Annotated in this window: 23 protein-coding genes; 14 read left to right on the forward strand and 9 right to left on the reverse strand. The window is 73.8% G+C overall.

Going from position 1 to position 24,500, the window contains the following annotated elements; all coding sequences use genetic code 11:
• Window positions 1–4 precede the first annotated feature (4 nt).
• The 4 genes from ACFZDE_RS33650 (at window position 5) to ACFZDE_RS33665 (ending at window position 2,743) form a co-directional block, all read left to right on the forward strand.
• Window positions 5–217, forward strand: a complete 213-nt coding sequence (locus ACFZDE_RS33650; RefSeq protein ID WP_391206653.1) for a hypothetical protein — start codon at window positions 5–7, stop codon at window positions 215–217.
• A 150-nt stretch (window positions 218–367) separates the two neighbouring features.
• Window positions 368–676: a hypothetical protein gene (locus tag ACFZDE_RS33655; RefSeq protein ID WP_391206526.1), complete on the forward strand. Its 309-nt coding sequence runs from the start codon at window positions 368–370 to the stop codon at window positions 674–676.
• Between the two features lie 48 nt (window positions 677–724).
• The gene (locus ACFZDE_RS33660; RefSeq protein WP_391206529.1) at window positions 725–1,984 is read left to right on the forward strand and encodes a nucleotide sugar dehydrogenase; all 1,260 of its coding nucleotides are present in this window, start codon (window positions 725–727) and stop codon (window positions 1,982–1,984) included.
• A 225-nt stretch (window positions 1,985–2,209) separates the two neighbouring features.
• Complete coding sequence (locus tag ACFZDE_RS33665; protein WP_390994534.1) at window positions 2,210–2,743, forward strand: EF-hand domain-containing protein; 534 nt, start codon at window positions 2,210–2,212, stop codon at window positions 2,741–2,743.
• Window positions 2,744–2,855: 112 nt separating this feature from the next.
• Here the strand turns inward: ACFZDE_RS33665 and ACFZDE_RS33670 are convergent, their stop codons facing one another.
• The 6 genes from ACFZDE_RS33670 to ACFZDE_RS33695 form a co-directional block, all read right to left on the reverse strand.
• A complete protein-coding gene (locus ACFZDE_RS33670) occupies window positions 2,856–3,335 on the reverse strand; it encodes a DUF6917 domain-containing protein (RefSeq protein WP_391206534.1) in 480 nt (159 codons plus the stop codon).
• Entirely contained in the window at window positions 3,332–4,282 is a 951-nt protein-coding gene (locus ACFZDE_RS33675; RefSeq protein ID WP_391206537.1) for a Gfo/Idh/MocA family oxidoreductase, read from the reverse strand. The genes ACFZDE_RS33670 and ACFZDE_RS33675 overlap by 4 nt, the downstream gene beginning before the upstream one ends.
• Window positions 4,279–5,406, reverse strand: a complete 1,128-nt coding sequence (locus ACFZDE_RS33680; RefSeq protein WP_391206540.1) for an Ldh family oxidoreductase — start codon at window positions 5,404–5,406, stop codon at window positions 4,279–4,281. The genes ACFZDE_RS33675 and ACFZDE_RS33680 overlap by 4 nt, the downstream gene beginning before the upstream one ends.
• 63 nt (window positions 5,407–5,469) lie before the next feature.
• The gene (locus ACFZDE_RS33685; RefSeq protein ID WP_391206542.1) at window positions 5,470–6,762 is read right to left on the reverse strand and encodes a M20/M25/M40 family metallo-hydrolase; all 1,293 of its coding nucleotides are present in this window, start codon (window positions 6,760–6,762) and stop codon (window positions 5,470–5,472) included.
• A complete protein-coding gene (locus ACFZDE_RS33690) occupies window positions 6,759–7,664 on the reverse strand; it encodes a TIM barrel protein (RefSeq protein ID WP_391206547.1) in 906 nt (301 codons plus the stop codon). The genes ACFZDE_RS33685 and ACFZDE_RS33690 overlap by 4 nt, the downstream gene beginning before the upstream one ends.
• A 1-nt stretch (window position 7,665) precedes the next feature.
• A complete protein-coding gene (locus tag ACFZDE_RS33695) occupies window positions 7,666–8,742 on the reverse strand; it encodes a Gfo/Idh/MocA family oxidoreductase (protein WP_391206550.1) in 1,077 nt (358 codons plus the stop codon).
• Window positions 8,743–9,098: 356 nt separating this feature from the next.
• Between ACFZDE_RS33695 and ACFZDE_RS33700 the strand changes: the two genes are divergently transcribed.
• From ACFZDE_RS33700 to ACFZDE_RS33740, 9 genes are all read left to right on the forward strand, one after another.
• Complete coding sequence (locus tag ACFZDE_RS33700) at window positions 9,099–10,211, forward strand: aminotransferase class I/II-fold pyridoxal phosphate-dependent enzyme (protein WP_391206554.1); 1,113 nt, start codon at window positions 9,099–9,101, stop codon at window positions 10,209–10,211.
• A complete protein-coding gene (locus tag ACFZDE_RS33705) occupies window positions 10,208–11,350 on the forward strand; it encodes an aminotransferase class I/II-fold pyridoxal phosphate-dependent enzyme (protein WP_391206562.1) in 1,143 nt (380 codons plus the stop codon). Before ACFZDE_RS33700 ends, ACFZDE_RS33705 begins: the two co-directional genes overlap by 4 nt.
• A gap of 113 nt (window positions 11,351–11,463) precedes the next feature.
• Complete coding sequence (locus ACFZDE_RS33710; RefSeq protein ID WP_391206567.1) at window positions 11,464–12,438, forward strand: UbiA family prenyltransferase; 975 nt, start codon at window positions 11,464–11,466, stop codon at window positions 12,436–12,438.
• The gene (locus tag ACFZDE_RS33715; protein ID WP_391206570.1) at window positions 12,435–13,805 is read left to right on the forward strand and encodes an FAD-dependent oxidoreductase; all 1,371 of its coding nucleotides are present in this window, start codon (window positions 12,435–12,437) and stop codon (window positions 13,803–13,805) included. Before ACFZDE_RS33710 ends, ACFZDE_RS33715 begins: the two co-directional genes overlap by 4 nt.
• Entirely contained in the window at window positions 13,792–15,375 is a 1,584-nt protein-coding gene (locus ACFZDE_RS33720; RefSeq protein WP_391206574.1) for an AMP-binding protein, read from the forward strand. Before ACFZDE_RS33715 ends, ACFZDE_RS33720 begins: the two co-directional genes overlap by 14 nt.
• A gap of 263 nt (window positions 15,376–15,638) precedes the next feature.
• The gene (locus ACFZDE_RS33725) at window positions 15,639–16,460 is read left to right on the forward strand and encodes a methyltransferase (RefSeq protein ID WP_391206577.1); all 822 of its coding nucleotides are present in this window, start codon (window positions 15,639–15,641) and stop codon (window positions 16,458–16,460) included.
• The gene (locus tag ACFZDE_RS33730) at window positions 16,457–18,316 is read left to right on the forward strand and encodes a CoA transferase (protein ID WP_391206580.1); all 1,860 of its coding nucleotides are present in this window, start codon (window positions 16,457–16,459) and stop codon (window positions 18,314–18,316) included. The genes ACFZDE_RS33725 and ACFZDE_RS33730 overlap by 4 nt, the downstream gene beginning before the upstream one ends.
• On the forward strand, window positions 18,313–20,010 hold the full coding sequence (locus ACFZDE_RS33735; protein WP_391206583.1) for an AMP-binding protein: 1,698 nt from the start codon (window positions 18,313–18,315) through the stop codon (window positions 20,008–20,010). The genes ACFZDE_RS33730 and ACFZDE_RS33735 overlap by 4 nt, the downstream gene beginning before the upstream one ends.
• Before the next feature lie 44 nt (window positions 20,011–20,054).
• Entirely contained in the window at window positions 20,055–21,701 is a 1,647-nt protein-coding gene (locus ACFZDE_RS33740) for an FAD-dependent oxidoreductase (RefSeq protein ID WP_391206586.1), read from the forward strand.
• Window positions 21,702–21,740: 39 nt separating this feature from the next.
• On the opposite strand, the gene ACFZDE_RS33745 is transcribed toward ACFZDE_RS33740, so the two are convergent.
• Window positions 21,741–22,409, reverse strand: coding sequence for a response regulator (locus ACFZDE_RS33745; RefSeq protein WP_391206592.1), 669 nt, complete (start codon window positions 22,407–22,409; stop codon window positions 21,741–21,743).
• Window positions 22,406–23,533, reverse strand: a complete 1,128-nt coding sequence (locus ACFZDE_RS33750; protein WP_391206595.1) for a histidine kinase — start codon at window positions 23,531–23,533, stop codon at window positions 22,406–22,408. Before ACFZDE_RS33750 ends, ACFZDE_RS33745 begins: the two co-directional genes overlap by 4 nt.
• A 255-nt stretch (window positions 23,534–23,788) precedes the next feature.
• Here ACFZDE_RS33750 and ACFZDE_RS33755 point away from each other — a divergent pair, with 255 nt between their 5' ends.
• Window positions 23,789–24,172, forward strand: coding sequence for a DUF6223 family protein (locus tag ACFZDE_RS33755; protein ID WP_391206598.1), 384 nt, complete (start codon window positions 23,789–23,791; stop codon window positions 24,170–24,172).
• Between the two features lie 24 nt (window positions 24,173–24,196).
• Here ACFZDE_RS33755 and ACFZDE_RS33760 read toward each other — a convergent pair whose 3' ends face one another.
• Window positions 24,197–24,469 carry a DUF3253 domain-containing protein gene (locus tag ACFZDE_RS33760; protein ID WP_391206602.1) on the reverse strand — a complete coding sequence of 91 codons (273 nt, stop codon included), beginning with the start codon at window positions 24,467–24,469 and terminating at the stop codon, window positions 24,197–24,199.
• Window positions 24,470–24,500: the final 31 nt, after the last annotated feature.

A 24,500-nucleotide genomic window follows, 5' to 3' on the forward strand; every position in this document is an offset into this window, starting at 1 on the left:
AGCGATGCGCACAGCCGCCTGGTCCCATGCTCCGCGGAGCCGGGTGCGGCCTGAACGTGCGAATTTCACCGAGCGGGCTCGTCGGGAGGGTCGCAGTGAGCAGGAGCTTGCCATTGAGGCCGTCCGTGACGCCCAGGACCGGGCCGAACTGAAGGTCGATGACGTCCTGGCCGAGCTCATGGACAGCGATGCGGAGATCCTGGACTACCTGAAGTGACCGACGTGCGCCATCTCCAGATCGACGAGGTGGCGTCAATTTCATTTGACTCCATCACTGGTTCGGACGCATCAGGGTGGGGCCGTGCTTAGCGGGTGCCTCTCCCGAAAAGAATCCTCCCGACAACACAACTGCCGGAAGGACCAATTCATGCGCTGCGCCACGGCCTTCATGTTCGCCGCTGCCGGTGCGCTGCTCGCGGTGGGCGCTGCCACCGGCACCGCTGTGGCGGCGGAGCAGGGCGACGTTGTGGTGTTCCGTACGGAAGTGACGCCACTGACCGTCTATCGCGATCCGCACGGGTGCCAGAAGCTTCCGGGCGACGCGCATGTGCTGACGAACCACACGGATCGTCCGGTCATCGTCCACGCCGACCCGTTCTGTCTGACCCCCGGCCTCACCGTGCAGCCGGGATACGGCGCGCACGTCGCGCCAGGCAGCGGCAGTTTCTCCGCCTGAGCCACCGCTGTCCCCGTTCACCCCCCACCCTCAGGAGACCGTACGCACATGGCCGCCGATCTCGTCGTCATCGGGCTGGGGCATGTCGGGCTGCCGCTCTGCAGAGCCGCGCTCTCGGCAGGCCTGGCGACCATGGGGTACGACGTGTCGGGCACGGTGGTGTCGGGACTCGCCGCAGGCCGTTCCCACGTCGGCGGAGTCTTCGACGCCGAGGTCGCGGTCATGCTGGACGCGGGCTTTCACGCCACGACCGACCCAGCGGTCCTGGACGGCGCGCAGACCGTGCTGATCTGTGTGCCGACCGGACTCACACCGGAGGGCTTACCCGACCTGTCCGCGGTCGAGGACGCGGCCCGGGTCGTCGCTGCCCGGCTGCGCCCCGGCATGCTCGTCGTCCTGGAGTCCACCAGCTATCCCGGCACCACGGAGGACGTCGTGCGGCCGCTGCTGGAGCACGGCAGCGGGCTGCAGGCGGGCGAGGACTTCCACCTGGCGTACTCGCCGCAGCGCATCGACCCCGGCAACGAGACCTGGACCATCCGCAACACGCCCAAGGTCGTGAGCGGTTGCAGCTCTCTGTGCGCCAAGTACGCCGTCGCGTTCTACTCCCGGTTCGTGGACCACCTCGTCCTCGCCCGCGGCACGCGGGAAGCGGAGATGGCCAAGCTGCTCGAAAACACCTACCGGTACGTCAACATGGCCCTGGTCGACGAAGTGGCACTGTTCTGCCACGAGACCGGCATCGACATCTGGGACGTGCTGCACTGTGCCGCGTCCAAGCCGTTCGGCTTCGCGCCCTTCAGACCCGGACCCGGCGTCGGCGGGCACTGCATTCCCGTCGACCCCCGCTATCTCACCGCGCGGGCCGAATCCCAGGGCTTCGCCTTCCGCACGCTGGCAGCCGCACACGAGGTCCTCGGCCGCATGCCCAGCCATGTCGTGGACCGGGCGCTGGCCCTGCTCACCGATGCCCGGGGCCGCCCTGAGGGCGCACGGGCCCTGCTCCTCGGAGTCACCTACAAAGCGGATGTGGCCGACGTCCGGGAGACGCCGGCGCACCCGGTGGCGGCTGGACTGCTCGCGGCCGGTGCCGAGGTGCACTACCACGACCCGTACATAGCCGAGTTCACTGTCGGCGGCCGGCCTCTGCCGCGCGCCGGGAACCTCCAGGAAGCCATGATCCAGGCCGATGTGGCGATCCTGTTGCAGGATCACGCCTGTTACGCCGGGGAAGCACTGGGCCAGGCTCGCTGCGCCCTGCTCGACACCCGCGGCACGGCCGTGGGCAGCCGGGTCACCCTTCTCTGATCCCCTCGCGCCGGCGTGAGCCGGTGCCTCTTCGTGCCGGCTGGCCGGCATCTCCTCCCGCCGGCCTTGGCCGGCCCCAGAGCCCGCGCAGCGGTACCGCCCTGCGCGGTTGCGGCCCTGTCCAGGTGCCGCGGTCCGTCATCCACCCGACACCACCCGCCAACACCCGACACCACCTGACATCACTCGACATCATCGGACACCGTCCGAGACTAGGAGAGACACATGAGCACCGCTGTCGCCAACGACCGCCTGGTGAAGCGCTTCGAGAAGTGGGACACCGACGGCAACGGCGTCCTGGAGGCGAGCGACTTCCAGGGCGAGGCCGCCCGGATCGCCCAGAACCTCGGCAAGAGCGCCGACTCTCCGGAGGTGGAGAAGCTCCACAGCGCCTTCCAGGGGCTGTACGAGCACCTCGCCCAGAAGGCAGGCGTCCCGGCCGGTGGCGCCATCAGCCGGGAGCAGTTCCTCGACGCCACGGGGGAGTTGCTGTTCAAGGAGGGTGAGGCGAGCTTCAACCGTGCGCTCTCGCCCGTCGTGAAGGCGCTGGTCCTCCTGTGCGACGACAACCACGACGGTGAGATCGACGCCCGTGAGTTCCAGGCGTGGCTGTCCGCCGTCGGCGTGCCGGCCGCCCAGGCCGAAGAGATGTTCCAGATGGTCGACACGAACGGCGACGGAAGGCTCTCCGAGGACGAACTGCTGCAGGTCGTACGTGACTTCCACTTCGGTCGCCTGGAGGTCGACCTGCTCGGCTGACCTGCCGGAGCGGCAGCTGTGACCCTGGTGGGCGACCACCCGGGTCCACCGCCACCGGATGGCGCCGCCCGTTCACCGGGCCGGGGCCATCCGGTGCGCGACCAGATGCCCTTCAGGCACCGGGCGGCGCGGGCACCGTGCCCTGGTCCCCGGCCCGGCCCTGCACGACCCTGCCCTGGTCCCCGGCCCCGCCCTGCACGAAGGCGACGGAGGTCTCCGGCCGCAGGTCCAGGTCCAGGCCGCTGACCGGGCGCTCCGCGTGGATCAGGATGTTGTAGTGGTTCGGTAGGTGGCAGGCGTCGAAGCCGAGGACCGTGCCGACCGTCGTGTCCCCGATCCGGACCAGATCACCCCGGTCGATCACACCGCCGCACAGCAATTCGGCGAAGCCCAGGAAACCGACCCGGTCGATCCGGGCGCCGGGGCGCGGGTCCCACTGGTCGGTGGTGACCAGTTCATGCACCTCGCCCCGGCGTACGCAGCGTGCCGCGTGCTCCTCCAACCGCATGCCGCGGTCCGTGCGGTGGTGCACGAGCACCTTGACCAGTGAGCCGCGCACCACACGCTTCTGGCCGTCCTCCGCCGGGTTCACCGGTCCGCCTCCACCGCGGTCGCACCCCGTCCGGACCGGGCGCAGCGGTAGGCCGCCTCCACCAGTTCCAGCGAGGCCAGGCCGCCGTGCGCCCCCGCGTCGGCCGGGGCACCGATACGGACCAGCGAGGCGAACTCGGTGAGGATCGCCTCGTACTCGTGCCACAGCGACGCCTTGAAGCCGGTGTGTCCCGCCAGCATGTCGGCGCGCAGGACCTCTCCGCCGGCCAGCTCCACCTCGATGTCCTTGAGTTCCCCCGGGTACGACCAGTCCAGCTCGACCGAGGCCGTGGTTCCCTTACGGCCACGCAGGCGGATCACCGCCTGACGGTCGACGCCGGAGCCGTCGCGGCGGATCTCGCAATCGGTGACGGAGAGTTCACCGAGCAGCAGCCGCACCAGGTCGAGGGCGTTGGGGCCGTTGTCCGCCACACAGCCGCCGCCGCAGCGGGCCGGGTCCAAGTACCAGTCCTCGCCGCCGAGGTGCTCCTCGATGCGCTCCAGATAGCGCACCCGGACGGAGCGGATCTCCCGGCCCGCCGTCCGGCGCGCCAGGGCGCGGACGGCGTCGTTGCAGCGGCGGTGGAACGCCGTCATCAGCGGGACTTCGTGGCGCCGCGCCAGATCCACCAGCAGGGACCCCTCGGCCGCGGTGAGGGCGAGGGGCTTCTCGACACAGACGGGGACGCCGGCGGCCAGGGCGTCCCGGCACAGGGGCAGGTGGACGTCATTGGGCACCGCCACGACGAGGGCATCCGGTCGCGCCCGGTCCAGCAGCGTGCGGTGGTCGCTGAAGCGTGCCACCGGGCCGGGGACCTGCTGCAGGGCCTCGGCCCGCGCGTCGCACACCGCGGTCAGCCGCCACTCGGGCAGCCGCTCAGCGGCGGCCAGGTAGTAGGGGGAGATGGCGCCGAGACCTACGACGCCGAGCCGCAGGGGCCCGGTCACCGCAGGGCCCCGGGACCGCCGAGGAGACCGAGGCCGGTCAGCTCCGCGTGGAGGTGCGCGGGCAGCGGGATGCCGTGGCGGCGGCGTTCGACGGCGAGTTCCGCCTCCCGCCAGCCCGGATAGCGCACCGGCTCGCCGCCCGGCACCGGCGGGCAGTCGGCGAGCGTGCCGAACAGGGACCGGGTCGCGGCCGCCACGTCCGCGCCGGGACGCAGCATCTCCGGGGCGATCGCGAGGAGGAAGAAGCCGATGCCGTCGTCGCTGCCGTGCGGCCGGCCGTCCCCCTCCAGCGCTGCGGGCGCGGGCCCGACGGCCGCGCCGGAGACGACGGCGGCCAGCAGTTCCACGGCGATGCCGAGCCCGTAGCCCTTGTGCGCGCCGGTCTCGGCCGTGCCGCCCAGCCAGCGCAGGAAGGCCTCGCCGCGGTCGAAGGCGGACGGGTCGGTCACCGGGGCGCCCGCGGCGTCCTCCAGCCACCCGGCGGGCACCGGGGTGCCGCGGCGGGCGGCGACGCGGACGCGCCCGGTGGGTGCGACGGTGGTGCTCATGTCCAGCAGGAAGGGGTGTCCATCGAGGGCCGGCGCGGCGACGCTCAGCGGGTTGGTGCCGAGCATCGCCACCGCGCCGCCCGGGGGCCGTGCGATGCGCTGGCCGCCGCAGTTGCTGGCGACCACGCCGATCATCCCGGCGTGCGCGGCGCGTACGGCGTGGAAGCCGGCGCACCCGAAGTGGGTCGCCCCACGCACCGACACCAGCCCGACCCCGTGCCGTCCGGCCCGTGCCACGGCGTCGTCCATGGCCTCGGCCGCGGCCCACAGGCCCAGGGCGCGCCGAGCGTCGACGACCACACAGGCACCCAGGTCGGTGAGGGCCTCTGGATCGGCGCGGGGGTCGCAACGGCCGGACTCCAGCAACGGCAGGTAGAGCCGGGTGAGGTTGAACACGCCGTGCGAGTCGAGCCCGGTCAGATCGCCGTGACACAGCGCGTCCGCGGCGAGCCGGGCCCGCGCGTCGGGCATGCCGTGGCCCGTGAAGAGGCCGGTGAGCGAGGCGGTCAGCTCCGCGTGGTCGACGAGGACGGTGGTGCGCTCGACCGCCGCTCGCGGGGCGGTGGGTGCCGTCATGCGGGATTCCTTACGGGGCGTGCCGGTTGTCTTCGTAAGTCGTTCGGTCGGGGGTGTGGTGCTCTACGGAGGTCGCCGCGCTGACACCGCCGGCAGTGCCTCGGCGAAGAGTGTGACGAGCCGGCGAACCACGCCGGCGAACTCCTCCAGGTCGGCGAGGTCGATGAACTCACCCGGTGCGTGGGCGCGGTTGGCGGCCAGCGAGCCGGGGCCGAGCACGGTGGTGAAGGCGTCGTCCAGGTCGGCCGCCCAGATGGCGTCGCACGTGAAGCCGGGGTCCTCGGCCGCAGGCCGGGCCCCCGCGCGGGTCAGGAGTTCCTCGGCCCACGGATCGGAGTTGTCCAGCGCGGGCAGGCCCTGTTTGTCCCAGCCGAGCCGGGTGATCCGATCCGCCTCCCGCGCCGTGCGGGCGAACTCCCGTGTGGCGGCGAAGAGTTCGGTGAAGTGCCGCACACCTTCGGCGACGTGCCGGGTGACCTCGGTCTTCAGGCGGTCGCCGTCGGCGGTACGGCGGTACGACAGGTTCAGCAGCAGCGTGCCGGTGCCGTGCACGCGGTTGTGCGTGCGGCCGGTGTGCAGTCCGGCGACGCACACCCGTGTTCCGGGCACGGCCCCGTCCAGGCGGGCGGCGAGGTGCTGTGCCAGGAATCCCAGCAGCACGGTGGCGTTGTGTCCGGCGTCAGGATGGTCGTCCACCGAGTCCGCGCCCTCGACGGTGATCCGGGCGGTCATCGCGGCGGTGGCCCGGGGCAGCGCGCGCAGGCCGGTCGGCTCGCAGAACACGTTGAGTCGGCCGTGGTGCCCGGCCTCCAGCAGCGGGCGGGTGCCGTAGGTGCCCAGGGCGCCGCCCTCCTCCCCGGCGACGGCCTGGAGCAGGACGGTGACGTCCCGTCCGACGCGGGGGTGGGACGCGGCGGCCCGCAGCCCGGCGAGGAGGGCCACGGCGGGCCCCTTGGCGTCGACCGCGCCCCGGCCCGTGAACCGCACACCGTCGAAGGCGGGCGGGGTGTGTCCGGCGACGGTGTCGAGATGGAGGTTGAACATCACGGTCCGCGCACGGGAACGCTCGGGTCCCAGGCGCAGCAGCAGACTGGGCTGGTCGGCGAGGAAGCGCGGATCGCGGGCGGCGGCGCGGACCGTGGACGGCACGCCCGGACGGTCCAGGCAGACGGCGGGCGGACTGGCGAGGCGAAGGGTGTGGAATCCCGCTTCGGCGGCGGCCGTCGCGTACCGCTGGAGGACCTCGGGCAGCCGGGACGGCGGATCGTCCGGGCCGGCCTCCAGGGGGTTGACGCTCGGCAGGCGCAGCAGGTCCATCAGCAACTCGCGGTGCCGGCCGGTGAACAGTCCGCTCACGCCTGGCCGTCCAGCGGGCCGGTGACCGGCTGTCCGGCGCCCAGCAGCTCGGCGAGTGCCTCTCCGGCGCGTACGAACAGGTCGACGGCGTCCTCTCCGGCCCGGGCCAACCCCTCGTGGGGGCGCACGGCGAGATGGGGTTCCAGGGAGAGCGCTCCGGTGTAGCCGTGGGCGGCCAGCAACTCCAGGCAGTCCGCCACGCCGGCCTCGCCCTCGCCGGGCAGGGTGTAGGCGGTGCCGCCGTCCGGCGTGCGCACGGCGTCCTTGATGTGCACGTGGACGACGTACGGGGCGAGGTCGCGGAGCATGTCCAGGGCGATGTAGCCGTAGGGGACGCCGTTGCCGGTGTCGAACAGCAGCCGCAGGGCGGGGCTGTCCACGGCGCGCAGCAGCCGTAGCGCGCGGTCGGCCCGGTCCCCGGCCCAGCCCGCGCAGTTCTCGTGCGCCAGCACCAGACCGGCGCGCTCGGCGCGGTCCGCCAGGACGGCCGTGCGGGCCAGAACGCGGTCGGCCCACTCGGTCTCCGTCAGACCGCCGTTGGGGTACGACATGATCCGCACCAGACGGCAGCCGAGGGTGGCGCACCGCTCGGCCAGGACGTCCAGTTCCGCCAGGTCCGGGCCGAGGTCGCCGGTGACGGGACGGGACCAGTTGCCGATCCGGGACGCGACGGCGGTCACGCTGACGCCGGCCTCCGCAAGCCGCCCGGCCAGCGTGCCGAAGGCGGCCTCGGGGAGGTCGGCGAGGGCCGTGCCGTCGACCGTGCGCAGTTCGATGGCGTTCCAGCCCAGGCGCCGCACGGCGGCAAGCTGCCCGTCGATGCCGGGCGCCGCCTCGTCGCCGATGCCGGTGAGCGGCCCGAACCCCCGGAAGCGGGATCCGTCGGTGCTGTGCCGCGACATGTCAGCGGCTCCCGGCGCGGACGGGCGACGTGACGGAGCAGCGTTCACGGGCCGCGCACAGCAGCCGGGCGGTCGCGCAGGCGAGCGGGAAGTTCCCGACGCCCCCGGCGCCGGAGACGAAGCCACGGTAGGCGCGGTCCAAGAAGTCGGTCAGGGCGTCGTCCCGGAAGACGTGGTGCCCGACCCCGGGCACTCCGTCCGCGTCGAGGATTCCGGCCGGTGGAGCCGCCGTACCGCCGTCGAACGGGGCGATGACCAACTGTGCGTGGTCGTCGTCCTCACTGAGCGGGAAGTGGGCCGTGGCCGTCCCGCCCTCGAACTCGCAGACGACGCTGCGTTGCCGGACGGGTGCACCGAGGTCGGAGCGCAGCAGCGTCACCACGCCCGAACGGTGCTCCAGTTCGACGTGCGCGCCGCCCAGACGGGGCAGTCCACGGTCCTCGCAGCGCAGGTCCCAGCAGCGTGCGGCGCGAAGCTCGGCCGGCCCGGCCAGATCGAGCGCGAGCGCCAGGGAATGGGGGATCTCCACGTCCAGGGCGGACGGATGTCCGTCGGTCGCCAGGGACCGCAGGAAGCGGGGCTTGTGCTGGTCGACGGTGATACGGCGCAGGGAGCCGAGTCGTCCACCGCGCACCAGCCGGCGCAACCGGTCGGTGAGCCGGGAGGTGATCCAGTGGGCGACGGCCACGAGATCGAGCCCGGCCTCCTGACGCAGCCGGATCAGGGCGTTGAGCTCGTCCGCGGACACGGCGAGGGGTTTCTCCACGATCATCCGGCGGAAGCCGTGTCCGGCCAGTTCCACGAGGAGGTCGTGGCGCAGCCGGGGCGGTGTGCACACGTGGACCACCGCGGTGGCGGGATCCACGTACCGCAGGGCCTGTTCCAGTGTGGTGACGGCCGTGACCTCGCCGGGCACGGCCAGCGGCCGCGGACCGCCGGCGCGCGGGTCGCAGCCGACCGCGGGCAGGGCGACGAGCGGATCTCCCGTGGCCGCGGTCCGCCGGGCCAGACGGACGAGCGTGTTCAGATGCAGTCCTGATCCGGACCGGCCGAGCCCGACCACGAGGGGCTGCAGCACAGGGCCTCCTGAGAGGGGAACGGGAAGAAAACGGGCGGGCTCGATTCGCTGCGCCGCGCACAACTCCGGTGCGCCGCACCACTGTTGCGGCCCCGTGCGGAAATGGTCAAGGCGTCCGGAACGTCATTCCCCAGAACGTGTGAAGATGATCCTTTCCTTTCTCTGCCGACCGGAAGTCCGCTTAGCGTGGGCATTCCACTGACACGACGGAGACAGGTGAGAGATTGCCTTCCAGTGGACAGATTCCGGCGCGCGCCGGGAATGCATTACCGACTGCGCCAGGATCGGCCGATCGAATTCCCTTCTTCTCTCAGGCCGCGACTTTCGAACGACTGTGGCCTTCCATCGAAAAGGCGTTGGAAGACGTTTTCCACAGCGGCAAGTTCTCCCACGGAAAACAGGTCGGGCAACTCGAAGCGGCGCTCGCGGACTACACCGGAGCCCGTCATGTGATCGGCGTCAACAGCGGCACCGACGCGCTGGTGTTGCTGCTGCGCGCCTGCGGAGTGCGCCCCGGCGACGGTGTCCTGGTGCCGGCGTACTCGTTCTTCGCCACCGCCTCGGCCGTCGTACTGGCAGGCGGGACACCGCAGTTCGTCGACATCGATCCGCAGACCTACGCGATGGACCCCGCGGCGCTGGAGGCGGCCGTCACCCCGCGGAGCCGGTTCGTGATGCCGGTGCACCTGTTCCACACGATGGCCGACATGGCGGCCGTCACCGCCGTGGCCCGGCAGCACGGCCTGACCGTCGTCGAGGACAGCGCCGAGGCGATCGGCATGCGCCGGCGCGGAGTTCACGCGGGCCTGCACGGGGTCGGCGGCGTCCTGTCCTTCTTCCCCTCCAAGACGCTCGGCGCGCTCGGCGACGCGGGAGCCGTGCTCACCGGCGACCCGGAGGTGGCGGCCACCGTCGTGGCGCTGCGCCACCACGGCAGGACGGGCCGCACGCTGAACAACTTCCCGGCCATCTCCACCGAAAGTGCCCTGCCCGGCGCGAACAGCAAGATGGACGACATGCAGGCGGCCGTCCTGCTCGCCAAGCTGTCCCTGCTGGAGGAGCACATCGCGCGCCGGGCCGAACTGGCCGACGCCTACACCGCCCGTCTGCGGGACACGCCGGGGATCATCCGCCTGCCGCGGACCACCGCCGGAACACCGGACGACCGTGACGTGTCCGACGACCGTGACGTGTACTACGTCTACCTGATCGAGACCGAGCACCGGGACGCCCTCGTCGACCACCTCGACCGGCAGGGCATCGGCACCGAGGTCTACTACCCGGTACCGCTGCCCCACCAGCCCGCCCTCGCGCACCTGGGCCACCGGCAGGGCGAGTTCCCCCACGCCGAGGCGGCGGCCCGGCACGCCCTCGCCCTGCCCTTCCACCCCGATCTCGGACCCGACGACCTGGACCGCGTCTGCGACGTCGTCGGCTCCTTCCTCGCCGGAACGAGGACGACCGCATGAGCACACCGCTCCCTCCCGCCGTCCCGTTCTTCCCGCCCGCCCTCTTCGAAGCCGACCGCACCGCACTGATCGGGCTGGTCCGCGAGGTGGGCCTCGACCCGGAGCAGCGGTTCATCCTGGGCCGGCGCACCGCCGCCTTCGAGGACCTCCTGCGCGAGGATCTGGGGGCCGCCGACGTGGTCGCCTGCTCCAGCGGCACGTCCGCGCTCTCGCTGGTGCTGCGGGCCATGGACGTGGGCCCCGGTGACGAGGTGATCGTGCCGGCGTTCGGCTGCGCGCCCCTCGCCGCCTCGGTGGCCGGCGTCGGGGCCACACCGGTCTTCGCCGACATCCGGCCGGACACCATGACCATGGACCCGGACGAGGCGGAGCGGCTCGTCACCGAGCGGACCAAGGCGGTGATGCCGGCCCACATGTTCTCCGTCATGGCCGACATGCCACGCTTCGCCGAACTGGCCCGGCGGCACGGACTGCGCCTGCTGGAGGACTCGGCGGTCGCCCAGGGCGGCGTCCTGCGGGGCGTCCCGGCCGGACTGTGGGGCGACGCGGGGCTCTACTCCTTCGTGCAGGTCAAGACCTGCGGTATGCCCGGCGAGGGCGGCGTGGTCGTCACCCGGGACCCGGTCCTGGGCGAGAAGGTGCGGATGCTGCGCAACCACGGCCAGTACGCCGGTCGCCGGTTCGTCCACCACGCCGTCGGACTCAACAGCCGCTTCGACGAGATCCAGGCCGCCTTCCAGACGTACCGCTACCCCGGTTTCCCGGCGCGGCTGGCGCGGCGGGCGGAGATCGCGGCGTACTACACCGAACGCTTCACGCCCCTGGCCGACCGTGGGGTGGCACCGCCGCCACCCGGCCCGGACGGCCGGTGCTTCTACGTGTACACGGTCCTCGCCGAGGACCGGGACGCTCTCGGCGCCCACCTGGCCGAGGCGGGCGTGGCCACGCACGTCTACTATCCGCACCCCCTGCCCGCCCACCGTGCCTTCGCCCCCTACGCGCCACCCGGTGCCCGCTGGCCGCACGCCGAACAGGCCGCCCGCCGCCATCTCGCCCTGCCGGTGCACCACCTGCTGACCGAGGCACAGGTCGAGCACGTCGCCGACCTCGTGTGCGCCTTCGCCGACGAGCGCGGCTGACACGCGACTTCCGGCCTCGGACACCGTCGACCCGCGACCGCACGCCTCGCCCATCCCGCTGCCCGGGCGAGCGGCACCCCCCTCCGGACGCAGACACCCCCAAGAGGTCACCCATGACGGACAGCATCGCGGCCGGCCGTACCGCCGCGACCGCCCACGGCCACAGTCGCCTGCGCACGTACGCGCGGCTCGGCAAGCTGGACGTGTACGACTACTACCTCGGCATCTTCCTCGCCCTGACCGCCGCGCTGTTCCCGGCCGGCGCCTTCACCGCCCGACAGGCACTGGTGATGGCGATGTTCCTGGCCGGTGAAGTCGCGGTCCTCATGGCGATGGTCGCCCTGGACGACGTCACCGGCTTCCGGGACGGCAGCGACGTCGCCAACTACGCCCCTGACAACCCACTGCGCAACAAGGCACGCAAACCCCTGGTCGCCGGGGCGCTGACGGTGCCCCAGGCGCTGCGCTTCGCCTGGACCTGCGCGGCGGCCGGGGCGGTGCTGTGGGCGGGCGCCGCCGTGCTCGCGCCGCACCACCCGCTGTGGGCGCTGGTGACGGCGGGCGCGCTGTTCGTGGTGTCGCTCCAGTACTCCTACGGGTTGAAGATCAGTTACCACGGTTTCCAGGAGGCGTTCCTGGTCGCCCTCGGCGCCGTGCTGGTGATCGTTCCGTACGGCCTGGTGACGGGGGGCTTCTCCGGCTTCCTCATGGTGCAGGCGGTGCTGTTCGGGTTCGGGCCGCTGATGTTCGGCGTCTACTCCAACACCAACGACGTGGCAGGCGACCGGGCCGTGGGCCGTCCGACCGTGGCCGCCCTGGTCTCGGAGCGGGGCAACGCCGTCTTCATCGGAGCCCTGTCGGTCGCCGAGTTCCTCATCGGCGCGATCGCCTCGGCCACCGGAGTGGCCCCCTGGTGGTTCGTGCTGCTGATGCTGCCGGCGACCGCGTTGCGAGCCCGCCAGTACCTGACCGGATTCGTCCGCGGCGACATCATGACCGCCCGCCGGACGGGCTTCGCGGTGCACCGGCTGAGCGTGGTGCTGATGACCGTGGCCAACGTCGTCGTCGGAACGGGAGCCACCCGATGAAGCCCGAACTCGACGTCGCCGTCGTCGGCGCGGGCATCGCCGGCCTGACCGCCGCCCACGAACTGCGCCGCGCCGGGCTGGCCGTCCGGGTGTACGAGCAACTGCCGGACGTCGGCGGCCGGATGCGCAGCGTCCGCCAGGACGGCTGGACGGTGGACACGGGCGCCGAGCAGGTCCCCTCCCGCGGCTACCGCGCGACCTGGGAGCTGCTGCGCCGGCTGCGCGTCGCCCCCGCGGACGTGCCCCGGGTCGGCGGTGGGGTGGCCGTCTGGCGCGGCGGACGCGCCCACCTGGGCGTCGGCGAGAGCACGGCCATGCTCACCGGAGCGGGCCTGTCCCCCCGGGCGCGGCTCGACCTGGCCGCCTTCTCCGCCCGGACCGGCCGCCGCCGCGCCGGATTCGACGGCGACCGTCCCGAGAGCAGCCCGCTGGGCGCCGCCACCGTGCGGGAGGTGTCCGCCCGCTACCACCGCGACCTGCACGACTACCTCTTCCAGCCGGTCGCCGGCTGCTTCTTCGGCTGGGACACCGCCAGGTCCACGGCCGCCCCCATGGTCAGCCTGCTGCTGGAGGCCGGTTCCCCCGCCGCCTGGCGCACCTACCGCGACGGAATGGACTTCCTGGCCCGCCGCCTGGCCACCGGCACCGACGTCGTCACCCACCGGGCGGTACGCGAGGTCACCGACGCGGGTGGACACGCCGTACTGCGGTTCGACGACGGACAGGTCACCGCGCGGGCCGCCGTGCTCGCCGTACCGGCACCCGTCGCGGCGGCCCTCCGCCCGGACGCCCCCGCCGACGAGCAGCTGTTCCTCAACTCCTGCACCTTCACACCCATGATGAAGGTCAGCTGCCTGCTGGACCGCCCCCTCGCACCGGCCGCCCGGCGGCCGGTGCACATCCTGCTCACCCCGGCCGCCGAGGAGGACACGCTCTCCGGCGTCGTCGTCGACCACGCCAAGCACCCCGGCCGGGCCCCCGCAGGCCGGGGCCTGATCACCCTCGTGGCCGGTCCGCACCGGGCCCCCGAGCTGCTGGACGGCCCTCCCGACGAGGCTGCCGACCTCCTTCTCCGCGCGGCGGAACGCTATGTCCCGGGCATCGGCGACGCCTGCCGCCACCGCCTCGTGCACACCTTCCGCCACGGCCTGCCGGAAGCCACCCCCCAGGCCCTGCGGGAACGCGCCGGCTTCGTCTCCCGGCCGGTGCGCGCGGTGGAGTACGCCGGTGACTGGCTCATGCTGCGGCCCGCCTCCGAAGGCGCCGTCCGGGCGGGCGCGCTGGCCGCGTCCCGCGTCCTGAGCAGGCTCGGACGGAACACCCCGGCCGGCCACGACCGAGCGGAGGAGACCGTTGCGACCGCATGACATGGGCACCCTGTTCGACGAGGCGGTGGCGGGCGGCGCCCGGACCGTGGTCCACCTGGACCGGCCCTTCGACATCGCCCCGCACGCCGGCACCCGGTGGACCGTCACCGAACTCGCCGGCCTGGTCCGCGCCACCGCGGCCCGCCTCGCCGACGCCGGTGTCGGGCCCGGGGACCGCGTGGCGATCGTGAAGGACAACCACTGGGACTACGACCTGCTCGCCTGCGCCGCGATCCGCCTCGGGGCCGTACCGGCGCTGCTGTCCGCCCGCCTCGACACCGCGAACCTCGTCACCCTGCTGGAGCGGCTGCGGCCCGCCGCGCTGATCACCACCGCCGCGGTGCTGGCCCGTTGCCGGGACACCGCCCCCGGCGAACCGGCCCCGATCGTCGTCACCGTCGACGCCGCCGCCCCCGGCACGGCCCACCTGGCCGCGCTGGACGCGTCCCGCCCCGGCGAACCGGTGCGGCGCCACGACGACGAACCACTGGTCATCCATCACACCTCGGGGACGACCGGCGTGCCCAAGCTGGTGGTCCACTCCACGCGGACACTCGTGCACAAGCTGGCCCGCTTCGAAGCGGTGCGCTACCCGGGCATCGGCATCCGCCCGGACGACGTCCTGGCCAACGCCAGCGCGTACGGACACGGACGCACCTTCTGCTGGACGGCCGTCGTCGTGTCGCTCGCGCCCGCCGGCATCCTGATCCTCACCGGAAACGACCCGGAGGCCGCCGACCCGCTCCTGCGGGCCCACCCGCCCACCGTCGTCGAGGCCCTGCCCGCCTCCTACATCCGGCTGCGGCCGCTCACCACCCGGCTGGACAACCCCTTCCGGCACGTCCGCCTCTACATCAGCACCTACGACGCAGTGCACCCCCCGGCCCTGCGCGCGTATCTGACCGCCAGCCACCGCGCCCGCCCGCTGTGGATGCAGGGCTGGGGCCAGACCGAGACCGGACCGCTGACCTTCCGCTTCCACACGCGGCGTTCCGCGCTCGCCCCGGACGCGGAGACCACGGCGCGCCGGCTCGGCCGTCCCGTACCGGGCCGGACCCGGCTGCGCGCGGTGGACCCGGACACGCTGCGCCCGGTGCCGCGCGGCCGCCCCGGCCTGCTCCTCGTCCGCACCTCGGCCCTCGCTACGGGATACGTCGGCGAACAGGACCGCTGGGACGCCAAACGCGTCGGCGACTGGTGGTCCACGGGCGACATGGGCGTGCATCACCGCGACGGCAGTGTCAGCATCCTGGACCGCGCCGTCGACACCCTGCCCGGTATGAGCTGCCTGCGGACCGAGGACGTACTGGAGCAGCGACTGCCGCAGGCCCTGGAATGCGTGATCCTCGGCCCCCCGGACGGCGATCCGCTGCCCGTCGTGGTCACCGCCGACGGCCGACTGGACCCGGACGCCTGGAAACAGGCCACGCACGGACTGCCCGCGCTGCGCGACCCGACCGTCCTCACCTGGGACGAGGTGCCCCGCACCGGGACCGGCAAGGTCCGCCGCGCGGCTCTGGCCCGGCAGCTCACCGGCGTCACACCTGCCGGCACCGGCCGGTGGACATGACCGGGGCGCCGGTGGACGCGGTCGGCCGGCCCGGGCCGTTCGACGGCGCCGGACTGCCGGGGCCGCTGTCCGGCGGCGGCTGTCCGGGCCGCCGCGACGACAGGGCCCGGCGCGGCGGCCGGCGCCCGCCCCGGCCGGTGTTCGCCCACCGGGCGCGTGCCGACGGTGTCGCACCCGCCGGTGCCGGCCGCATGGCCCCGCCTGGGCCGCATCCGGCGACGCCGGGCCTGACCGGGCGGCGTTCTCACGAGAGGAGTCACACCGTGACCCAGCCCGCTCCCGTCCAGGAGGGCACCCACGCGGTCTTCGCGAACGGCACCGCGCACAGCCGCGACCAGCACTCCTGCCTGGCTGCCGCCTACGACCCGGTGACCCTGCCCCGCCTGGCGGCCGCCGGTGTCGGACCGGGCTGGCACTGCCTGGAGGTCGGCGCCGGCGGCGGCAGCATCGCGCGCTGGCTTGCGGGCCGGGTGGCACCGGGCGGCTCGGTGCTCGCCACCGACCTCGACCCGCGCGACCTGAGACCCGGCCCGTGCCTGGAGGTCGCCGCCCTCGACGTGGCCCGCGACCCGCTGCCGGAGGCGGCCTACGACCTGGTGGTGGCCCGCCTGGTCCTCCAGCACCTGCCCACCCGGGACGCCGTCCTGCACAGGCTGGTGCGCGCACTCAAGCCCGGCGGCCTGCTCCAGATCGACGAGCTCGACGCCTCGTACGAGCCACCGCTGCTGACCCCAGACGCGCAGGCGGAGGCCCTCTACGTCCGGTTCCTGCGGGCCAAGACGGCCGCGCTGCGCGCCGCGGGCGGCGATCCGCACTGGGGACGCAAGGTGCCGGCGGCACTGCGGGCGGCGGGGCTGACCGCCATCGACGTCCACCTCCACATCGGCGTACGGCACGCCCAGGACCCGGGCCTCGGACTCCAGTTGAACCACACCCGCAACCTTCGGGACCGGCTGGCGGAACAGGGCATGACCCAGGAGGACCTGGACCGCGTGGGACGGCTGATGCGGGACCCGTCCTTCCGTGCCGCATCCAGCGTCCTGTACTCGGTGCAGGGCCGCCGTCCCGGCCAGGGGCGATCGTGACGCCACGCCTGCGCGCCGCGACCCGGCCGGACGTCGCTGCCGCGATCGCCCGCCGACTGCTACGGCACGCCGCGCGGGACCTGCCGGGGACGAGCGGACCAGGCCGGGACACGCCGCGGTACAGCGTCGACTGGGCGGGGCCGGTCGGGGCGGACCTGCCGGACGAGCGCGCCGTACAGGCCGCCTGCGGTCTCATGCAGGTCCACGGCCGGGCGACGGGCGGGCCGCTCCCGCTGGCCGTCGACTACGCCTCGGTGGTGGCGGGGGTGCTCGCGGCCCAGGGCGCCACCGCGCTCCGCGTCGCGCGGGCTCGCGGGCTGGACCTGCGCGAGGTGCGGACCTCCGTGGCGCAGGGGGCGCTTCTGGCGGCCGGCCAGTACCTCGCCGCCGAAACGGCCCGCGGCAACTCGGGTCCGCCCGAGCCGGATTCGCCGGCCCTGTCGACGGCCGTACCGGACGCGCTGCCCACGGGCGGTCTGGCGACCCTGGAGACGTCCGACGACGCCCGAGTGGAGGTCGAGACCCTCGACCCCCTGGCGTGGCGGGAGTTCTGGGCCCGGCTCGGCGCAGCGCCCGCGCTCGCCGGCCGTGGCTGGCTGCCGTTCCAGCAGCGGTTCGCCACCGCCGTCTGCCCGCTGCCGGACGAGCTGCGCCGGGCCGCCCGCCGCCGCACACTGGCGGAGCTGAGGGCCGCCGCGCACCAGAGCGGCGTCAGCCTCCTCACCGTCGGCTCCGACCCGGCCCCCGCGGTCCGCCCGGCCGCCTGGTGCCTCACTCCGGGACCGGCACCGGTCCCCACGGCCCGGGCGCACCCGGCGACCGCCGTGCCCGGCCCACACCCGGCCGTCCCGCTGTCCGCTGCGCCAGGCCCATACCCGGCCGTCCCGTTCTCCGGTGCCGTCCTGCCGCTGACGGGTCTGCGGGTGGTGGAGTCCACCCGCAGGGTGCAGGGCCCGCTCGCCGGGCACGTACTGCGGATGCTGGGTGCCGAGGTGGTCCGGATCGAACCGCCCGGCGGTGATCCGATGCGCTGGCTCCCGCCGCTGGCGGGAGACTGCTCGGCCCGGTTCTCGGCCCTCAACGCGGGCAAGCCGGTGGTCGAGGCCGACCTCACCACCGCGCCGGGCCGGGACGAGGTTCGCGCGCTGGCCGCCGCTGCCGACGTCTTCCTGCACAACTGGGCCCCCGGAAAGGCCGCGCGCCTCGGCCTGGACGCCTCCGACCTGCTGCCCGGCCACCCCACCCTGGTGTACGCCTGGGCATCCGGCTTCGGGGACACCTTCGGCGACCGCCCGCCGCCCCTGGGCACCGACTACCTCGCCCAGGTGCACAGCGGCCTCGCCGCGGCGGTACGGCCGGCGGACCAGCCCCCGGCCCCCTCCCTGATGACCCTCACCGACGTGCTCGGCGGGCTCGTGTGCGCCCAGGGAGTGCTGGCCGCGCTGGCCGCTCGGGAGGCGACCGGCCGGGGCAGCCGCGTCGACTCCTCCCTGGTCTCGGCGGCCGCTCTCGTCCCCCGCCGCGCGCACCGGCCCCGCTGGACGGCGCTGGACCGCCCGCTGCGCACAGCGGACGGCCATGTGTACCTCGGCCCCGCGGCCCGGGCGTGCCCCGAGGCGGTACTCCGCGTGGTGGACGGCACCGGCCCCATGGCCGCCGGGAGCCTCTCGGCCCGCTTCGCCCGCCGCACCACGCAGGAGTGGACGATACGGCTGGCCGAGGCCGGTCTGACCGCGACCCCCGTCCTCACCGACCTGACGGCGCTGGCCCGCGACCCGGCCTTCCGGGCGGCCGTCGCACCCCCTGACCCGTCCACCGGACACGCCCGCCCGTACGCTCCCTGGGAGTTCGCATGACAGCCGCCCCCGCGACCCGGCACCGTACGGCCCCGTCCGCGAGCCGGGACGCGCAGCCGGTGTGGACCTCACGCGCCGGAGTGCGCTTCCCGGATCTGGTGCCCCGCGCCCAACGACGTGCCTGGGTGAGCGCCGGCCTGTGCCCGGACACCGACCTCTACGCCCTGTTCACCGGCCGGGTCCGCGAACATCCGGATCGTCAGGCGCTGGTGGACGACGCCGGAGTGCTGACCTACGCGGCGCTGGGCGCCGAAGTGCGCCGTATCGCAGCCCTGTTCGTCCGGGAGGGCCTGGGAGCCGGGGACGTGGTGGCGCTCCTGCTGCCCAACGGACGCGACGCCGTGGCCGCGGAACTGGCTGTCTACGCGATCGGCTCGGTGGCCCTCCCGATCCCCGCAGGCGGCGACGACCGGGACGTCCGGGCGCTGCTCGGCCGCTCGCGGGCCCGCGGCGCCGTCGTCACCTCGGCCCGCCGGGCACAGGCCGTCGCGGATCTTCCGCATCTGCGCACCGTGTTCGCCCCCGGCCCGGGTGACGGACGCACGCACGGGCTGCACCCCCTGCCGACCCCGACCCCGACCCCGACCCGGCCCTGGCAGCCGCGGCAGGCCGACCCGTACGGACCCGCCCGCATCCTGGTGTCCTCCGGTTCCGAAGCCGAGCCGAAAATGGTCGCCTACAGCCATCACGCCCTGGCCGGTGGCCGTACCCGGTACGTCGGGAGCCTGCACCCCGGCACCACGGAGCCACCCCGCCACCTGGTCCTCGTCCCGCTTGCCTCCTCTTTCGGTTCCCTGGGCACCCCGGTCACCCTCGCCGCCCTCGGCGGCACCCTCATCGTGCAGTCGGCCTTCGACCCGGCCGGAGCGCTGCGGATGGTCGCCGAGCACCGTCCCACCCACCTCTTCGCGGTGCCCACCATGCTCCGGCGCATCGCCGGCCTCCCGGCGCGGCCGGACGAGGACACGTCGTCGTTGCGTGCTGTCGTCTCCAGCGGCGCCCCTCTGCCGGCAGCCACCGCCCAGGCATGCCGTGAACGGTTCGGCCGTCCGGTGGTGACCGTGTACGGCTCGTCGGACGGCGTGAACTGCCACACGGCCGGAGAACGCCACCCGCCGGGCGACAGCGTCGGCACCCCGGACCCCGCGGTGGCCCGCATCCGGATCACCGGACCCGACGGCGCGCCGCTCCCCACCGGGCGGACCGGCCAGATCGAGGCCCTCGGCCCCATGACCCCGCTGTGCTACGTCAACGCGCCCGAACTGGACAGCCGTTACCGCACCTTCGACGGCTGGGTGCGCTCGGGCGACCTCGGTCGGCTGGACGAGCGCGGACGACTGCACGTCCTGGGCCGGCTCAAACGCATCGCCGTGCGCGGCGGTCTCAACATCAGTCTCGCCGAGGTCGAACGCGAACTGGGCACCCATCCAGCCGTGACCGAGGCGGTCTGCGTCCCGGTGCCCGATCCAGACCTCGGGGAACGACTGTGCGCCTGCGTCTGCCCGGTCCCGGGCACGCCCGTTCCCACGCTGTCCGATCTCACGACCCACCTGGAGGGCCGCGGCCTGGCCCGCCGGAAACACCCCGAACGTCTCCTGGTGGTGGACGAGATGCCGCTGGCCCACAGCGGGAAGGTCTGCTACCCCACCCTGATCGCCCGAGCGGCAGGTGGAGCCGACGCAGGGGAGACGTGAACACCGGTATGTCGGCATGTGGAACCGCGGCGAAGGTGGTGGCTGTGACGGGTCGCGTGTGGGTGGGCCGGCCGTTGGCGGCGGGCGGGCTGACGGACGAGTACGACGCGGTGGTGGTCGGGTCCGGGGCCGGTGGGCTGACCACCGCGGTGTGCCTGGCGCGCCAGGGCCGGCGGGTGGCGGTGTTCGAGCAGCACTACACCGCGGGCGGCTACACCCACGCCTACCGGCGGCGCGGCTGGGAGTGGGACGTCGGAATACACTACGTGGGACAACTGGCGGAGCGGGAGCCGGTCCGCGTGCTCTCGGACTACCTGACCGGCGGCACGCTGCAATGGGCCCCGCTGGGGGACCCGTACGACGAGTACCGCCTGGCGGGGGAGGTGTACCAGGCGCCGGTCGGCTTCGCGGCCTACCGGTCCGCTCTGATCACGCGCTTCCCGGCCGAACGAGCGGGCATCGAGGCGCTGTTCGGGCTGATCAGACGATGCCGGACCGTTCTTCCCGCGCTTGCCCTGGGACGGCTGACAGGCCCGGTGGTGCGGCGGCTGGCCCGGGTCCTGCGGGCGACGGCCGTTCCGCCTCAGGCGCTGCGGCCCGCCCGCGAGGTGGTGGAAGGGCTGCTGCGCGATGAGAGACTGCGGCAGGCTGTGCTCACCCCCAGCGCGCTGCTGCTGGCCGACTCCACGGCAAGGCTGCCGTTCTTCCTCCTCGCGGTGCTGTTCGAGCACTTCCGGACCGGCGCCTGGTACCCGGTGGGTGGCAGTGCCGCGATCGCGCGCACGATGCTGGAACCGATCCGCGCCGCCGGTGGCGAGGTCTTCGTGCGGGCGCCGGTGGCCCGGATCGAGCTGGACGGGTCGCGCGCGACGGGCGTGGTGCTGGCGAACGGCACCCGCGTGCGGGCTCCGGTGGTGGTGAGCGCGGCAGGCGCGCAGAACACGTACCGCACCCTGCTGCCACGCCGACCCGACCGCGGCGCGGACCGGCTGGACGGCATGCGGCGCGGCTTCCCGTTCGTGGTGCTCTTCCTCGGACTGGACGGCGACCCCGCGGAACTCGGGCTGCCGCGGCACAACCTGATGGTGACCGACGAGGACTGCAACGCCCTCTTCGACGACACGGGCGCGCGGACCAGCGGCTGCTTCTTCTCGTTCTCCTGCGCCAAGGACCCGACCTGGACCACGCGCCACCCCGGCCGGTCGACCGGAGAGATCCTGACCTACGTACGGCCAGAGCTGTTCGAGCCGTTCCACGGGTCACGACGGCGACACCGGGACCCCGCCTACCTGGCCCTGAAAGCCGAGCTCACCGCACAGCTCCTTGACCGGCTCCACCGCCATCTGCCCCGCACCACGGGCCGGGTGGCCTACCACGAGCTCGGCACCCCGCTGACGGCCGAGCACTTCGCCGGGTGGCCCGGTGGCAGCTTGTACGGGCTGGCCAAGGACGTGGCCGGCTTCGGCGACGGCCACCGCCCCGGCCTGGCGGACTGGCTGCGCCCACGAACCGACGTCGAGGGCCTGTACCTCTCGGGCCAGGACTGCCTGGCCGGCGGCTTCCTCGGCGCGGTGACCAGCGGCCTGCTGGCCGCCCACGAGGCCCTGGACCGGGCCGGCCGGGCCCGGCTGTGGGCAGGGTTGCTGCGCCATGGCATGCGCTCCCCATCGACCCGTTCCGGGCGTGCCTGAGTCCACCGTCCGTGCACATCACCACCACCGCCCCCGACGTCAGCCACCCCGCGGGGTGACCAGACCGGACTCGTAGGCGAGGACCACGAGTTGGGCCCGGTCGCGGGCATGGAGCTTGGTCATGGCCCGGTTGATGTGAGTCTTCGCGGTCATCGGGCTGATCACCATGCGGTCGGCGATCTGGTCGTTCGACAGACCCTGGGCGGCCAGGGCGACCGCTTCGCGCTCGCGGCCGGTCAGCTCCGTGAGCGCGGCGCCGGTGGCCGCGGGCGGGGACGGGGGCTGGGCGACGTACCGGTGGATCAGCTTGCGGGTGATGGACGGGGCGAGCAGGGCGTCGCCACGAGCGGCGACCCGTACGGCGTGCAGGAGATCCTCCGGCACGATGTCCTTGACCAGGAACCCGGCGGCGCCGGCGCGCAGCGCCTCGAAGACGTACTCGTCCATGCCGTAGTTGGTCAGCATGACGACGTGTACGCCGGTCAGGGCGGGGTCGGAGGCGATGCGCCGGGTCGCCTCGATGCCGTCCATGACCGGCATCTGGATGTCGACGAGCGCGACGTCGGGCAGCCACTCCTCGACGAGAGCCACGGCCTGCCTGCCGTCGGCGGCCTCGGCCACCACCTCGATGTCGTCCTCCAGATCGAGCAGCGCCCGGAAGCCGCTGCGGATGAGGGGCTGGTCGTCGGCCAGCAGGACACGGATCATGACGCTCGCTCCACGGGGAGTTCCGCCTGGACGGTGAAGCCGTGCCCGGCACGGGGCCCGGCGTGCAGCCGGCCGCCGAGGACGGTGACGCGTTCGCGCATGCCCAGCAGCCCGAGACCGGGGGCCGGGGCGTCGTCGGGGGTGGCCTTGCCGTCGTCGTCGACCTGCACGGACAGCGTGTCGGAACCGTACGCGATCAGGACCGCCGCGGTGGTGGCAGCGGCGTGCCGGGCGGTGTTGGTCAGCGCCTCCTGAACGATGCGGTAGGCGGTCCGTCCCACCGCGGCCGGTACGTCGTGCCGGTGCCCTTCGACCGTGAGCGTGGCCTCCAGGCCCATCGCACGGGCGCGCTCCACCAGCTCGGGCAGGTGATCGAGGCCCTGCGGCGGTCTCGTGTCGTCGTCGCGCAGCGCCTCCAGGGTCGCGCGCAGCTCCCGGGTGGCCTCGCGCCCGGCCGCCTGGATCGCCAGCAGGGTCCCGGGCACCTGCTCGCCTCGCCTGCGGGCCAGGTGGACGGCGACCTCGGACTGCACCTTGATGATCGAGATCTGGTGGGTGAGGGAGTCGTGCAGCTCCCGCGCGATGTGCAGCCGCTCCTCGTCGGCGCGGCGCCGCGCGGTCTCCTCCCGGGTGCGTTCGGCCTCGTCCGCCCGCCGCTCTGCCTGCCGCAGGGCCTCCCCGGCCGCGAACGCGGCGATCAGCCAGGCGATCTCGAGTACGTTCCGGGCCTGCGCGAACGCCTCGCGCGCCGGCCCTTCGCCGAAGGCCAGGGCCGAGAGGGGGAGGACGAGGAGCAGGGACACCGACGCCACCACCGTCAGGGTCCGGTGCCCGGCCCGCACGGCCCCGTACACCGCGACCAGGTACGACACGGCGAGCGCGTCGAATCCGGCTGCCTCGTACCCCACCGCGCACAGGCCGGTGACAGCCAGCACGGCGATCGGGGCCCTGCGGCGCGCGACCAGCGCCAGACCGCCGGCCGCCAGCAGCACGGAGCCGAGCAGTGCGCGCTCTCCTGCCGGGTGAGGCCCGGACAACCCGGTGCCCAGCAGCAGTGCCGCCACACCGACGGCGATCACCCCGTCCATGGCACCGGCCGGGACACGGAAACGCCCTGTGTCCATGCGCGCACCCTAGCCGGGACGCCGGGGCGGGCGCGTCCCACCGGCGAACGAGCGGGCTCCTACCGCGCCCGCGGTAGGAGCCCGCCGCCTGCCACATCCGTGGCAGCCGACTGCCGTGCCGACGGCAGGCCGAAGAGACCGCGCCTGCCGGACGACCGGGCCCGCGGCCGGAAGGCACGCTCGAGAAGGACGCGCGGAACACGGCCGACCGCGGCCGCCCGCGGAACGACGGAGCGACGGAGTGAGGAGAGCGGTATGAGTGCGGCAGACGTTCTGACGGTGGCCGCCGAGGGCGGCGTCATCGGCGACGGGCGTACGGGGGCCAACCTGGCCCTCGGGGTGGGGCTGATCGGCGTGATCATCGGCTGGCTGGCCCTCGCCCGTGTCAGCGGCCGTTTCAGTGCCGGCAACGCGCGCAGCGGCGCCCTGTCGGCCATGGCGGTGGGCCTGGCCGGTACGGCCCTCGCGGTGCTGCACTTGGCCACCTCCAGTGGCGGCCCCGGCACCGGCAACGGGATGGTGGGAGCCGTTGTGGCCATCCCGTTGGGGCTGACCGCAGTGGCCATGGGGCGGCGGGCACTCGCCCGCTCACGTGCGGCGGAGCGGAACTCCGGACCCGTCCTCGGCTCAGGGAGGTGACGCCTCCTGACGGGCAGCCGGCTGTCAGCGCGCGCGACGGATGCGGAGGGGTCCGTGGGCCTCGGTCTCCTTGACGGGGCGACCGGCCCGGGTCACCTCGACCTCGCCGGCCGCGGCCAGACTCCAGGCCGCTCTGCGGGCCGGTTCCATCAGGGCCCGCCAGCCCTCGTCGTCGCCCTCGTACGCCTCGCGGGCGGCGTCGGACGGACAGATCGAGGACGTGGTCGCACGGCGCTCCAGCAGGCTCATGATGGCCCGCTCCAGCCGCTGGGTGAGCTCCCGGTCCGTGTCCGCCACGCCAACCAGTGTGGCACCGTGCGCGAGGGAA

Source organism: Streptomyces sp. NPDC007929 (genome assembly GCF_042959065.1).
In the GTDB taxonomy this organism is placed as follows: Bacteria; Actinomycetota; Actinomycetes; order Streptomycetales; family Streptomycetaceae; genus Streptomyces.